Genomic DNA, 12,488 nt, shown 5'->3' on the forward strand with positions numbered 1-12,488 from the left:
TGCCTGCGTCAAAAACTTGGTAAACACCAGCTCTATTAGACGCCATCTCGATAAAACAACCGCGCTTTGAGATGGCTTTGCCAGCGTGATTTTATTTAACATGAAAAATATTTCATCTATATTAAATAAATCACACCCCACGGCTAACCGAAGAATTTTATGCAACCCAACACTTAAAATAAATCGAATTTGGCAAAATAACCAAAATGGTCGGAAACGACAGGATAAAATTCATCATTAAAAATAATATCCATGGATTTGATTCTTAGCGGATGCCCATTTCTTTTAAAGATATAGTCGATTCGCTTGGGAGGGCTGTGTTTCCAGCCGTCTATCCTGCCGTGATAGCTGGGCTGGTAAAAATGGTGTGGATGCAATTCATAAAATTGATCGATATATTCCGCATTGCCTACGATATGGTTGTAGGCGTGCTCCCCGGCGGGGGCATTGAAATCGCCCACCATTAAATCGGCTCTAACACCGAAATAGCGGCGAGAATCGACTAGTTGTTTGAGTCGGGAATATTCCTGGAAAAACCCGTGATGCGCCCAACTCAAATGGGCGTTGGCGACATGCAACAAGCCGAACCAAGGCACATCAATGCAAGAAACGGTGACATTGCGCGACATGTAATTGTCTTTACGCCAATCGTCCGAGACATAGGCCGAATAGTTATGTCGCATCGGGTATCGACTCATGATGGCGGTGCCCTCCCGCCAGCGATGAAAACCGATATGACTCCAGTCTTGATGAATGTGGTACCAATGCCCCCACCCACGTAATTTCTGACAAATCCGGAAAGCCATATTGGAAGGCGATTCGCCATAGGGCTGAGTGATGGGGTCGTGCAAATACTCGCCCACCTCCTGAAAACATACGACATCCATTCCCAAGTGAGCTATCGCTTCAGCGATGATATGCACTTCTCGCTCATGCTGATGCATGGTGTCGAAACAGCAATGTCGGGGATGCTGCTGATAGGTGTGCAGGTTGAGAGTTAGCAGCGAGAGTTGCATGGCCGATCTATCATTCTTGATTTGTTGATCCGCCGAGATTGAACCTAAAGCCTTATCCTAGATAAGAGAAACCTGACTACTGACCGGCCAGATTTTGGTAAGGATAAAGGTTCGTTGACTCGCCGGAGCGCGGCTAATCTGCTCTAGCCCTATAACCTTCGTGATACGAACTCTGAGGCAGTCGATCAATTCGTCGATGGTAGCCGCTTCGATTTCAAACTGGTCGAATAGACTGCTGGTGGCTATCCAAGCAGCTTTATCACTATTCCATTCCGCTCTTATCTCTATAGCTTGCATATGTTCCGCTTAAAATGACTTTACCGGCCAAATTGCCGGCCAATACAACACATATCAACACCGTCGTCGGCTGCGACTAAACATCTACGACTTTTCTCGCTATTGATTCAACAAAAATATCCACCGATTATTTGGGTAGATTATGACGCGATGATGACGGGCAAATTTTCTGACTCTGCTATTCTTTTTCCATATTCTCTTTTTCCGAGGCAAGTGCTATTACCCGACTGCTGAGATATTCATCACTTAAGACAATATCAACCATGGAATCAATAACCAAGCGCAGCTTTACTGCGTTTAACCTGGAAAACGCATTCAATGTTTTACACGTTTCTTTATTCAAAGAAACTTTTTTTCTATCATCTTTTGTTTTTTCCGCCGACATACCAAGCTCCTGATCAAAGAAGAATATTACGTGAAAGTATCAGTAAAAAAATTAGTGGAGCAAGCCTGGTGTTTGCAAGAAAGCATCAGGCGATTAATTGAGCAAAATTGCAATCGTTGCAACCAAAATGGATTCTGCACCCCTCCAATACTAAAAGACCGGCTTAATCGGCTATTTGAAAAAGCCCACACTCGCTACAAGCGTCGGCTGCAAAAACTATGGTCTTAACGCAAAACCATCAACCTGATTTTTTCCGAGCGCGCGCGATACTTAAACATTACTCCCGGCTGAACACCGGTTGGAACTAATAAATTGCCGGTGCCACACACTAAAATCATTCCCCGGCAAAGGCTTGGCAAAATGATAGCCTTGCACCTCATGACAGTGATGACTGGTAACACATTCCAGTTCATCGCTATTTTCCACGCCCTCCGCGACAGTTTCCAGACCCAGGCTTTCCCCCAAGGCAATAATGGCGCGCACAATTGCTTCGTTGGCCGGTGTATTTTTGATATGTCGAATAAAGGACTGATCTATTTTGATTCGATCCAAAGGAAATTTGCGTAAATAGCTTAGGCTTGAATACCCTGTGCCGAAATCGTCAATCGCCAGTTTGACGCCCAAGGCCCGCAAATCCATTAAAGTTTGCACTGCGTGCTCTGCCTGCGTCATCACGACGCTTTCGGTTAACTCTAATTCCAGATACTGCGGGTCTATGCAGCCCTCTTCAACCAAGCGCTTTACCAGTGTGCAAAAATCCCGCTGCTTGAATTGCACGCCGGAAATATTCACAGCCATGCGCAGCGCCGGCAAACCCTCTTCTATCCAACTGGAATGCTGACGGCAAGCTTCCCTAAGCACCCATTCGCCAATGGAAATAATCAAGCCGGTTTCTTCGGCAATCGGAATAAAAGTGCTCGGTGGGACCGCGCCCAATTGCGGATGATGCCAGCGTAGCAAGGCCTCCACACCCACCACCGCCAGCGAGGGCAGTTTGATCTGCGGTTGATAAGACAAGGACAATTCGCCATTGTTTAGCGCCATGCGCAGTTGAGTCTCCAAACTCATGCGTTCGACTTTGCCATGATCCATTTTGGCGTTGTAAATCAGGAATGCGTTACGCCCGCGCTCTTTCACTTCGTACATCGCCGCATCGGCTTTACGAATCAAGCCATCAATGGTTCGATCGTGGTCCGGAAAAAAAGCCATGCCTAAACTGGCGGTGATTTGTATTTCGCGCTCGAAAATGGGCATCGGCTCCCGAAGCTTGTCGACAATCCCGGTCAACACGACAATGGCATCAGCTTCGCTTTCGAGATTCTGCAAAATAAGCACAAATTCGTCGCCTCCCAATCTGGCGACGGTATCGCTGCGGCGGATGCTTGCCGATAATCGCGCGGCAACTTCCAGCAATAGCCTATCGCCAAAGCTGTGCCCCATCGTATCGTTGATATATTTAAATCGATCAAGATCAAAAAAAACCAGGCCCAACATTTTGTGGTTACGCTGCGCATTGCGGCAGCCCTGCTCCAAACGATCATTAAATAACAAGCGATTCGGCAAACCGGTCAGTTGGTCATAATGTGCCAGTACGTAGAGATCACGCTGGCGGCGATGCGTAATATCTTCCAGTAGCGCGTGACCGGTTGCCATGCCGACATAGACGTCGTTCTCCAGTATGATGAAGCCGTTGACCATATGCCGCATGCCGGCGTCGATAATGATCTGCGCGACATCGTCGATGCCCGCGTTAATATCCACGATAATCGGCTTGGCATCCATAATCTCGACGACACGTTTGTTGTGCAACAAATCGCGGGAAAATGGTCTGAGGAAAATTTCACTGATCAGCCCGCGATCCACGATGCCAACCGGGGTCCGCTGATGATCGACAACCGCAACGGCCAGTAATTCTTTATCCTGAACAAAACGGTCCAGCACATCGATACAGCGTTCTTGGGTAACAACGGGCGCAACATAATGCAATAAGCGCCGAACCGATGGTGTTTCGGCATCGGACAGCTCTTTCATCGCCTGTAACTGGGGGCTGGCAACTTTAGCGTTTGCTTCTAGCATCTTGTCTGGCAAAAACATCGTAATGAACTGAATTAATGCAATGTAGGCGAATATGGCAAAACGCGTCGGAAAGTCCTTGCATAGCTTATCTAAAGATATATTTCTAAAGTTACAGTAAGATGACCTCGTTTAGCGCCCCTGAAAAAGATCACTCTGTAGTTTAAACAATACGCCGGCGATTCAGCTGGTAAGGCTTGAGAGGGAAATATTCGGAAACGCGCCCAGCGAATAAGGTACCTACGATGACACCTGAAAATAATGTCTTAGCCATGCCCCATATCCTGAAACACGTCGATGTCGAGCTTGACCGGCTACATCACTCAAGCGTGGATATGCTCAGCTTGATTTTGGTGCAATGGGAGTTGGTCATGGAAGCCATGGATGAGGCAAATTTGGAATCAGCGCTTGAGGTCATCGCCCTCAACAAAGAAATTCGCGCACGCGAGAATCAAACCCATCAAGCCATTATGCACTTACTTGCCCAGGAAAACCCGGTGGCTCGGGACTTGAGAGTGGTCTTGTCTATCTCTAAAATTTCCGGAACCCTGCTCTATTTCACGAATGAAACGCGAAAAATCGGCAAATTGATTCTGGCTCTGTATGAACCCCGAAGCGGCGTACCCAATGCGCAACTGGTCAGAGATATTGTAAAAATAAGCGATGACATCCGCATAGCACTGGAGCATCTGGTGTATGTGCTGAACAACCTGGACGCCAACAACGCTCACAGGCTACTGAAAGGCAATATCGACAGCGAGAATGCCACATGGGAAGCTGTCCGGCACCAACTAGGTTTTATCAATCAGGATCCACGTCAAGTCGGACCGGGATTAACCGTCCTGCAAATTCTGAACGCTCTTGAATCATGCCGGGACCATTGTAAAAACCTGGCCGAGTACTGCATTTTCATGATTGATGGTCAAGATGTCCGCCATACAAACCGTTTAAAAAGCTGGTCATGGGGCGGGATTTCCGACAAAGCCTATATGGGTTCGCCCTTGTAGAACTGATGCATCATGACTAATGCTTTACCCACTCATTCCTTCAACAAAATTGCGTCACCAGTCTCGGTAAGCGATTGTTCCGGCATATCATCTTTAAGAACCACGCCTGACAAGCCGCGTTGCAAGGCCTGTTCGCTCAAGTAAGCCAGCTTGGCTGCGGCCGCGTTATAAGATAGACCCGCCGGCGGACGAATGTTGGAGATGCAGTTGCGTTCGGCATCGGTATTGCCTGGCTTGGGTGCATAGGTTAAATACATCCCCAAACTATCGGCGGCACTGAGACCCGGCCGCTCGCCAACGATAATCACAGCCAGCCGCGCACCCAGCAATGCCCCAATTTCATCCGCCAAGGCCACCCGGCCATTAGACACCAGACAGATCGGCCCTAGCCGCAATCCGCGTTCGACATATGCCGTCACCACGGCTTGAAGCAAGGCCAAGCCATGCTCGTCCACAGCAGTCGAGGATAAGCCGTTGCTGACAATCAAAGCCACGTCGATAGCCTGGGTTGCCCGCGCGTCAAGTATTTCATGGCCGGATTTTGTCAAACAACGACCAAGATCGGGACGTTGCAGATACTGCTCGCGACTTACAACCGGCGTCGCCAACATCAGTGGTTCCAGCGCCAGCTTTTCCACTTCCCCGGCAAAAGCCGTCACATCCCAGACTTGTTGTACCGCATCGCGAGCGCTGGCATGCGCGAGTTGAAAATCCAGTAGTGCCTTGGTCGGCAAACTGCACCCTGCCCTACCTTGCGCAATTCTGGCTTGAGTAAATTGCCGTAAGGTAATCCACGGATCGTTCATCGTTAAGCCCTCGGCAAGCCATGAAAGTTGCTCAGCAATGGCGCAGCGTTGCGAGCAACGGCCAAGCGGTTTTGACTGTCGAAAATACCCATTCGCTGCAACCAGGCCTCGAATTCCGGCGCCGGCCGCAAGCCCAATACTTGCCGCAGATACAAGGCATCGTGAAACGAGGTACTTTGGTACGCCAGCATCACGTCGTCGGCACCTGGTATGCCCATAACGAAGTTGCAGCCGGCCACACCCAGCAGCGTCAGCAGGGTGTCCATATCGTTCTGATCGGCCTCGGCATGGTTGGTGTAACAAATATCGCAGCCCATCGGAAGACCCAGCAGCTTGCCGCAAAAGTGGTCTTCCAGACCGGCGCGGATGATTTGCTTACCATCGTATAAATATTCCGGGCCGATGAAGCCGACCACGGTGTTCACCAGCAACGGATCGAACTCCCTGGCTACCGCATAAGCCCGTGCCTCGCAGGTTTGCGCATCGATACCGTGATGGGCATTTGCCGACAAGGCACTGCCCTGCCCGGTTTCGAAATACATCAACTGGTGGCCGGCATTCCCGCGCCCCAAGGCTTCGGCCATGGCTTTCGCTTCGCGCAGCATTGCCAGGTCGATACCGAAACTGCGATTAGCCGCTTCGGTGCCGGCGATGGATTGAAACACCAAATCCACCGGCGCACCGCGCTGCATCAGCTCCATGCTGGTGGTGACGTGGGCCAGTACGCAAGACTGGGTGGGAATTTGGTATCGCGCAATGATCTCGTCCAACAAATTCAACAAGGTGTGGACGTTGTGCAGATTGTCGGTGGCGGGATTGATGCCGATCACCGCATCGCCGCTGCCGTACAGCAAACCATCCAGAATACTGGCGGCGATACCGCGCGGATCGTCGGTCGGATGGTTAGGTTGCAAACGGGTGGACAAGCGGCCCGGCAAGCCAATGGTGCTGCGAAAGCGGGTAACGATCCGGCAACGGCGGGCTACGGCAATCAAATCCTGGTTGCGCATGATTTTGCTGACCGCGGCCACCATTTCCGGCGTCAGCCCGGCAGAGATTGCCGCCAAATCGTTATCCTCGGTTAACAGCCAATCGCGAAATTCGCCCACACTTAAATTCGCAATCGGCGCAAACCCCTGCGGATCATGGCGCTCCAGAATCAAGCGGGAAACTTCGTCTCGCTCCGGGGCCAGCAATGGCTCTTCGATAAATCGCCGCAAGGGTACCTCGGCCAAAACCTGCTGCGCGACCGCACGCTCGACTTCGGAATCCGCCGCCAAACCGGCCAATTCATCCGCTGCCCGGCGCGGCGTAGCCTTAGCCAACAAGATACGCAAATCGCGAAAATGAAAGCTTTTGCCTTGTGCGGTTGCGGAATAATTCATCAGTCAGGCAGATTACGATGGGAGAAAACCCGAGAATACGACAAGTTTGTGACTATTATGTGACGCGGCAGGCAGCAGACGGTCAGTTAGGTTCGAGTCACTTGCCTGCAATATTTAGCTCGTACCGTAGCGAGAATTGGCTGCCGATTCCAATGGCTAAGCGGCTTGCAACCCATAAACACGCCGAGGCGACGCAGATGACTACCCTATCCCTCAAGCAACTCAACCGTTCCATCTTCATTGTTTTGGCCCTGTCGCTGAGCCAGCCCGCCGCCGCCTTACCCGCCGAACCGCTTACCGCCGATGTGTTGATCGTCGGCGCCGGCCTATCGGGTTTAAGCGCCGCGTATCATTTAAAAAAAGCCGGTAAATCAACCGTGATTCTGGAAATGAGTCCACATATCGGCGGCCGCATCCGCACCGCTGCTTATCCGGACGGTACGCATGCCGAAGTGGGTCTGGAAGAATTTTGGGAAAATAACCCGGCTATCGAGATTTTCCGGGATTTGCATGTGCCAATGGAAACGGCTTACAGCAGTTTTTCCAGTTTTTATTACCAGGGCAAGCTGTATCCGTTTACGCAAAGTACCAATCCGGAGTTTCTGGCCTCGGTGCTGGATACCGACGAATTGCAAGCCTATCAACGCTGGGACGCAAAAATGGCCGAGCTTTATCGGCAATTGGCTTTGCGGCCCTTGTCCGAGGATATGCTGGCGCTGCAAGAAATTTCCTTCGCCGACTGGATCGAAAGCACCAGCGGCCTGTCGCCCAAAGCCCAAGAATTGGTGCGCATTGAAACCGAACCGGAATACGCTACCTCCTGGCGAAAAATCAGCGCACTGGACGGCATTGCCGAATGGCATTATTTTTCCGGCAATGGTCTGGCACCCCGCCATGTAGTCGGCGGCAATCAACGAGCCGCGCAAGCGCTGGCCAATTTTATCGGCCGGGACCGCATCCTGCTGAACCAGCAGGTCACCCACATCACAGCCACGGACAATAATGTGGAAGTGCTTACGTCCGACCAAGGTAGCTTGCGGCAAAAGATATTCCGCGCCAAGTACTTGATCACTGCGATTCCATTATTCCGGCTCAACGACATTCAGTTCGCTCCGCCGTTGAGCGCCGAGCGAAAACAGGCGATACAAACTCAATCGGCCGGCGCCTACTTTACCGCGCACGTCACAGTGGATAAGGCCGCCAGCAGCTTCTGGACCCGCGACGGCGACAGCATATTGCCGATTATGACCGACAGTCCTTTAGGGGTGATTTATGAGGGTGGATCAAAATCCGGCGGAGATGCGCTGTTGAATTTATTGGTCAGCGGTGCGGACGCGGAGCGGTTTAACTCGCGGATGAGCGATCCGGACCAGATTCGGGAAGCTTTGCTGGCGGCGTTTGACAAACAGTGGCCGGGTTTCCGGCAATCGGTCAAACGGATGAGCTTTTACCGTTACCATCCGCGCGCGATAGCGTCATGGCCCGTCGGCCGGTCGCGCTTCGATAGCCTTTCCGAGTCGTTGAGAAAACCGCAAGGCCGCGTCTATTTTGCCGGAGATTTTACCGAAGATACCCACTCCAACGGCGCGAGCCGATCGGCAATTCGCGCGGTTAAGGACATTTTGCAAAAACACGATTAACCCGCGCCTGGCAGTGTGGCGCCAGATAACATCAGCAACACATGCGGTTGGCAAATTGCCGACGGTTTCTACACATGCCGTAACGCTGTTATACAATATGTAACAAAACCGTCACAATTAAGGAACACCATGTTCTCTCTACAAACCATCTTTGGCAAAGGCGATAAATTTTATGGCTTGCTTGAAGCTAGTGCGGAATCTGCACACGCTTCGGCCAAGGCCTTGATAGAACTGCTAAGCACGCCCACCACCCAGCAGTCATTAGAAAAATTTAAACAGGCGCGGCGCCGGGAAAAGAATTTATTCGGCCAAATCAGCGAGGAGTTAGTCAACACCTTCGTGACTGTATTGGACCGCGAAGATATTGAAGCCCTAAACGGCGCGCTGTATAAGATTCCTAAAATCGTCGAAAAATTTGCCGAGCGTTATACTCTGGCATCGGAGCGTATCGGCGATGTCGATTTCAACAGCCGCGCTGTCATGCTGGAACAAGCCTGCCAAGTTTTGGAACAAATGGTTGCCCAGTTGCGTAAAGGTATGGATTTGGACGAAGTCAAAAGACTTAACGATCAACTGCAAACTATTGAAGCGGAAGCCGACGATCAAATACTTGAGTTGTATCGCGACGTCTATGCCAACGAAACCGATCCGATCCGTTATCTGGTGAAAACCAATTTGTTCGAAATCCTGGAAAAAGCCATTGACCGCTGTCGCGATGCCGGCAACGTGGTTTACCACATCGTATTAAAAAATTCTTAGTGGCTCCGTCATGCTGACATTGCTTTTGCTGGTCATTCTGGCGGCACTGATATTCGAGTTCGTCAACGGTTTCCACGACACTGCCAACTCTATTGCTACGGTGGTTGCCACCAAAGTACTAACGCCGACTCAGGCGGTGATACTGGCTGCGGTAACCAACTTGGTCGGCGCCTTGTCCGGTACCGCCGTGGCCAAAACCATTTCCTCAGGGCTAGTCGATACCGGCATGGTGACGATTACCTCAGAAGTACTGATCTGCGCGCTGACCGGGGCGATTATCTGGAACCTGATTACCTGGGCCTTGGGTCTGCCCTCTTCTTCCAGCCACGCCTTGATCGGCGGCTTATGCGGCGCGGCTCTGGCGGCGGGGCACAATAATCCCGATGTGTTGATATGGTCGAAAACCGCTTTAGTGTGGACCGAAAACAAAGGCCTGCTCTGGAAAGTGGTGATTCCGATGATCAGCTCCCCGATTGCCGGGTTTACCTTGGGCATTTTGATCATGGGTTTGTTGATGGCGATCATCAGCGGCATGAATGCCGCCGGAGGCCTGTTGGGGCAAATTTCGCGGCCGAAATGGATCAACGCCTTGTTCGGTAAGGCGCAATTGGTATCGGCCGGTTATATGGGATTTGCCCACGGCAGCAACGATGCGCAAAAAACCATGGGCATCATCGCGCTAGCCATATTTACGGCAAACAACGCCGGTACGCTGGATCAATTGCCGGGTTGGGCGGAATTCCTGCGCCCGGACGGCGGAGAAAAAGATATAGACACCTGGATCGTTTTCAGTTGTGCGTTGATCATGGCGCTCGGCACCTCGGTGGGCGGCTGGCGAATTATCAAGACCCTTGGCCACAAAATGGTCAAGCTACACCCGATAAACGGCTTTGCGGCGGAAACCAGCTCGGCAACCATTCTGTTGGCCGCCGCCCATTTCGGCATGCCGGTTTCCACGACGCATAGCATCTCCACTGCGATCATGGGTGTAGGTTTTGCCAAAAATCCCTATACCCTGAAACTTTCCGTGATCGAACGGATTGTTTGGGCCTGGATTTTGACGATTCCAGCCGCCGGCGGTATTGCCTGGGGCATGGTGAGTTTATTGCCGCTGTTGCAGTATTAAGTCCGAACTCAAATCGCTGATTTGAATGACGGCTATAGTGAATTTGACGATCAGGTTAGTAATTGACTATGGGCATTCCCAAGGTAGTCTGTTACATGAGGGACACTAATGTTGCAAGAACCCATATCCTTTTAGCACATCCAAATAATCATTAGTCACCTCATTGAAGTAACAAGGCTTTTTCCTAAATTAAAGGTAGCTGAAATGATGAGAGAAATACTGGAAATCGTGATGTTGTTGGGTTTGATGGGCGGCCTGTTTTTCGTGAAACACGAGTTCGAGAAAGACAAGCAAGAAAGACTGAGCGACGGCAAAACCGAACCGAGGGAATGAGTTAATTTAGGGCCTGTTCTATTAACAGCAACTAAGTTTGATTCAGTCAACATAATCGCAAAGCAATAAGTATGACTGTCATAAGTTTATATTTTGTCAGCCGTAGATCTTAGTTGATAGTAATTTAGCGGCAGGCTAGCAAATACCTTCGCGGCGAATAGGCGAGTGCTTCAGTGTGTTTGCCTGGAGCTTGAACGAGCCCGGCTTTAGCGGCAGAGACGATCCCCGGAAACTTAAACGCAGAGTTACGTCAAAAATCATCAATGACCGTCTTGCGCAACAGATACCGCATTTTGATCATGAGTTATCTGTGCTTGATTCGGGGAAGCTTCATCCGGATCCTTGCAACGAATCCCCCCGAATCCCAACAAGCGGCTCAGCGATAAGACTGAGATTCATGGCGAAACTCGTTGAGTTGCCGTTCGTGGTAGTAAAGATCATCCCGAGCGCGATCTCGGTTACGCCTCAAGTGGCTTATATCGTTACGAATTCTGGCCCGGTCTTTGTCGTTTAACTTGTTATCCCCCAAGCTGATTTCTTTGCTGGAAAGTTCATTATCTATCCTATCCAGTTCGGCACGTTCTTTATGCACAGCGTAAGCCGCTGCGTGGTACCGGCTAAATACACCGTCAATAGATGGCGGGCAAACATGGCGATAATCGTGCCCTTGCAAACCCTCTTCAAAAGCGTTATCGATCCGACAGTATTCTCTTATACCCTGTTCGCGGCCAGCAAAATACTGCGAATCATTCACCGCGACGCCGTATTCCGAACATGCTTTCTGGTGATCATTTAGCCTATCACTGGTCGCACCGGAACGGCCGTCTTGAACCCCCAAACCAAACCAATCACCCCGCTTGCAGTCTTGTTGGCTAAGCGTTGCACAGCCGGTAAAAAAAACAGCAAATAGACATCCCGTTAAGCGCTTTACCATGATTTTGCCTTCCCAATAAAGATTCACCATACAGCAAGAAAAGCCGCAATTGCTTGAAGCTCCACACACCCTAAAACTATTTCAATTAGAACCGGAATCGCTGGAAATTATAGTCAACGTTGGAAATTAAACGAGTCAATGCAGATAATCATCAACCAAGCTGACTCTGGTCATACCGGACCGATTAGATGACATGTTGGCCGACGACAAAATCGATTTATGCAAAAATGCCTGGGATAACTTTAATCAGCCCATGGAAATTAAATTTCTGGAAAAATTGAAATGACTGCTCGGGAAAGTTGGGAGGGACAAGCCAGTCAAAACGATCAACTGAAACCCATAAAGACGATACTAAAAAACATTCCTGATTTAAGGAAACTGCAACACGCCATGGCCTCTGTCGTGATGCGGGAGCGGCTTTTCAGTGCACTATAAGAGCTTTTTGCCAACGACGGTTGAATGTCCTACCGCAAATGGATAAGTGTAATCGACGGCGCTTGATAGTTACGACGCCGGATTCATCGCGATGGTAGCCGAATCGAGGATGCGTAAGGTCCTCAAAAAAGACATGGTAACGTTTAAGTTTGTACAAGTTAGAGCTCTGTCGGCAATCCCCCCATTTTGAGTTGACCACTACAGAGGCCTTATCGAAATTGTTCTATTTGGCCCTGATGACTATCAGTCAAAAATGGACGATGCCATTGCATGACTGGAAAGCGGCTTTGAT

The 12,488-nt window shown here is 50.3% G+C and carries 11 protein-coding genes; 5 read left to right on the top strand and 6 right to left on the bottom strand.

Annotated elements, in window-relative coordinates; genetic code table 11:
• Positions 1-173: 173 nt before the first annotated feature.
• The 3 genes from G006_RS0108325 to G006_RS25235 all read right to left on the bottom strand — a co-directional run bounded on the left by G006_RS0108325 (position 174) and on the right by G006_RS25235 (position 3,774).
• On the bottom strand, positions 174-1,016 hold the full coding sequence (locus G006_RS0108325; RefSeq protein WP_020482721.1) for an endonuclease/exonuclease/phosphatase family protein: 843 nt from the start codon (positions 1,014-1,016) through the stop codon (positions 174-176).
• A gap of 475 nt (positions 1,017-1,491) precedes the next feature.
• Positions 1,492-1,698 (bottom strand): hypothetical protein, encoded by a 207-nt coding sequence (locus G006_RS0108335; RefSeq protein ID WP_020482723.1) that lies wholly within the window; start codon positions 1,696-1,698, stop codon positions 1,492-1,494.
• Between the two features lie 270 nt (positions 1,699-1,968).
• Positions 1,969-3,774 (bottom strand): putative bifunctional diguanylate cyclase/phosphodiesterase, encoded by a 1,806-nt coding sequence (locus G006_RS25235; RefSeq protein ID WP_235048844.1) that lies wholly within the window; start codon positions 3,772-3,774, stop codon positions 1,969-1,971.
• A gap of 332 nt (positions 3,775-4,106) precedes the next feature.
• Between G006_RS25235 and G006_RS0108345 the strand changes: the two genes are divergently transcribed.
• Positions 4,107-4,778 (top strand): phosphate signaling complex PhoU family protein, encoded by a 672-nt coding sequence (locus G006_RS0108345; protein ID WP_268743572.1) that lies wholly within the window; start codon positions 4,107-4,109, stop codon positions 4,776-4,778.
• A gap of 32 nt (positions 4,779-4,810) precedes the next feature.
• Here G006_RS0108345 and eutC read toward each other — a convergent pair whose 3' ends face one another.
• Both eutC and G006_RS0108355 read right to left on the bottom strand, forming a co-directional pair.
• Positions 4,811-5,584 (bottom strand): ethanolamine ammonia-lyase subunit EutC, encoded by a 774-nt coding sequence (gene eutC, locus G006_RS0108350; protein ID WP_020482726.1) that lies wholly within the window; start codon positions 5,582-5,584, stop codon positions 4,811-4,813.
• 2 nt (positions 5,585-5,586) lie between these two features.
• The gene (locus G006_RS0108355; protein ID WP_020482727.1) at positions 5,587-6,969 is read right to left on the bottom strand and encodes an ethanolamine ammonia-lyase subunit EutB; all 1,383 of its coding nucleotides are present in this window, start codon (positions 6,967-6,969) and stop codon (positions 5,587-5,589) included.
• A 197-nt stretch (positions 6,970-7,166) separates the two neighbouring features.
• Here G006_RS0108355 and G006_RS0108360 point away from each other — a divergent pair, with 197 nt between their 5' ends.
• The 4 genes from G006_RS0108360 to G006_RS29335 all read left to right on the top strand — a co-directional run bounded on the left by G006_RS0108360 (position 7,167) and on the right by G006_RS29335 (position 10,827).
• Positions 7,167-8,609: a flavin monoamine oxidase family protein gene (locus G006_RS0108360; protein WP_033194129.1), complete on the top strand. Its 1,443-nt coding sequence runs from the start codon at positions 7,167-7,169 to the stop codon at positions 8,607-8,609.
• A gap of 129 nt (positions 8,610-8,738) precedes the next feature.
• On the top strand, positions 8,739-9,368 hold the full coding sequence (locus G006_RS0108365) for a DUF47 domain-containing protein (protein WP_020482729.1): 630 nt from the start codon (positions 8,739-8,741) through the stop codon (positions 9,366-9,368).
• Between the two features lie 10 nt (positions 9,369-9,378).
• Complete coding sequence (locus G006_RS0108370; protein ID WP_020482730.1) at positions 9,379-10,494, top strand: inorganic phosphate transporter; 1,116 nt, start codon at positions 9,379-9,381, stop codon at positions 10,492-10,494.
• A 204-nt stretch (positions 10,495-10,698) separates the two neighbouring features.
• Complete coding sequence (locus G006_RS29335) at positions 10,699-10,827, top strand: hypothetical protein (RefSeq protein WP_268743566.1); 129 nt, start codon at positions 10,699-10,701, stop codon at positions 10,825-10,827.
• A 376-nt stretch (positions 10,828-11,203) separates the two neighbouring features.
• On the opposite strand, the gene G006_RS27015 is transcribed toward G006_RS29335, so the two are convergent.
• Positions 11,204-11,761: a DUF2799 domain-containing protein gene (locus tag G006_RS27015; RefSeq protein ID WP_160167669.1), complete on the bottom strand. Its 558-nt coding sequence runs from the start codon at positions 11,759-11,761 to the stop codon at positions 11,204-11,206.
• Between the last annotated feature and the right edge of the window lie 727 nt (positions 11,762-12,488).

Origin of the sequence: Methylomonas sp. MK1 (assembly GCF_000365425.1) — a bacterium.
Taxonomy (GTDB): Bacteria; Pseudomonadota; Gammaproteobacteria; order Methylococcales; family Methylomonadaceae; genus Methylomonas.

Bases quoted from the DNA above. Each gene is read 5' to 3' on its own strand.
- G006_RS0108335 (WP_020482723.1), bottom strand. From the start codon at position 1,698: ATGTCGGCGGAAAAAACAAAAGATGATAGAAAAAAAGTTTCTTTGAAT.
- G006_RS0108325 (WP_020482721.1), bottom strand. From the start codon at position 1,016: ATGCAACTCTCGCTGCTAACTCTCAACCTGCACACCTATCAGCAGCAT.
- G006_RS0108355 (WP_020482727.1), bottom strand. From the start codon at position 6,969: ATGAATTATTCCGCAACCGCACAAGGCAAAAGCTTTCATTTTCGCGAT.
- G006_RS27015 (WP_160167669.1), bottom strand. From the start codon at position 11,761: ATGGTAAAGCGCTTAACGGGATGTCTATTTGCTGTTTTTTTTACCGGC.
- G006_RS0108345 (WP_268743572.1), top strand. From the start codon at position 4,107: ATGCTCAGCTTGATTTTGGTGCAATGGGAGTTGGTCATGGAAGCCATG.
- eutC (WP_020482726.1), bottom strand. From the start codon at position 5,584: ATGAACGATCCGTGGATTACCTTACGGCAATTTACTCAAGCCAGAATT.
- G006_RS0108365 (WP_020482729.1), top strand. From the start codon at position 8,739: ATGTTCTCTCTACAAACCATCTTTGGCAAAGGCGATAAATTTTATGGC.
- G006_RS0108370 (WP_020482730.1), top strand. From the start codon at position 9,379: ATGCTGACATTGCTTTTGCTGGTCATTCTGGCGGCACTGATATTCGAG.
- G006_RS25235 (WP_235048844.1), bottom strand. From the start codon at position 3,774: ATGCTAGAAGCAAACGCTAAAGTTGCCAGCCCCCAGTTACAGGCGATG.
- G006_RS0108360 (WP_033194129.1), top strand. From the start codon at position 7,167: ATGACTACCCTATCCCTCAAGCAACTCAACCGTTCCATCTTCATTGTT.
- G006_RS29335 (WP_268743566.1), top strand. From the start codon at position 10,699: ATGATGAGAGAAATACTGGAAATCGTGATGTTGTTGGGTTTGATGGGC.